Source organism: Enterobacter cloacae complex sp.6700776 (assembly GCF_048284255.1).
Lineage (GTDB): Bacteria > Pseudomonadota > Gammaproteobacteria > Enterobacterales > Enterobacteriaceae > Enterobacter > Enterobacter intestinihominis.
Genome location: NZ_JBLVYK010000137.1, coordinates 1 through 314 on the forward strand (window position 1 = coordinate 1; position 314 = coordinate 314).

General features: G+C 43.9%; 1 protein-coding gene. It reads left to right on the plus strand.

Annotated elements, in window-relative coordinates:
• Positions 1-234: 234 nt before the first annotated feature.
• The coding region (locus ACNQ0T_RS23590) for a hypothetical protein (protein ID WP_417930427.1) at positions 235-314 on the plus strand (80 nt) is incomplete at its 3' end.

Sequence of the window (314 nt, forward strand, 5' to 3'; positions counted from 1 at the left end):
CCCGTGCAAGTGTAGGCTCCAACTATTGGTATGACGTATCGCTGTATATTCTTTAATAATCGCTCATTTAGGCTAACTAAACGAAGCAGCGAAATCCCATCAAGTGTGATACAATCGGTGACCAACACAGCGTTGAATTGTGCCGTGGCTATCTTGAGTTTGCCCTTGAAATACAGCGCGCGAGTAACCAAATAAGGCTACATATAGGCCCATAACAGAATTGAGCTAAGACACATGTTTGATAATTTAACTGACAGACTATCGCGCACTTTGCGCAATATCAGCGGGCGTGGACGTCTGACTGATGACAATAT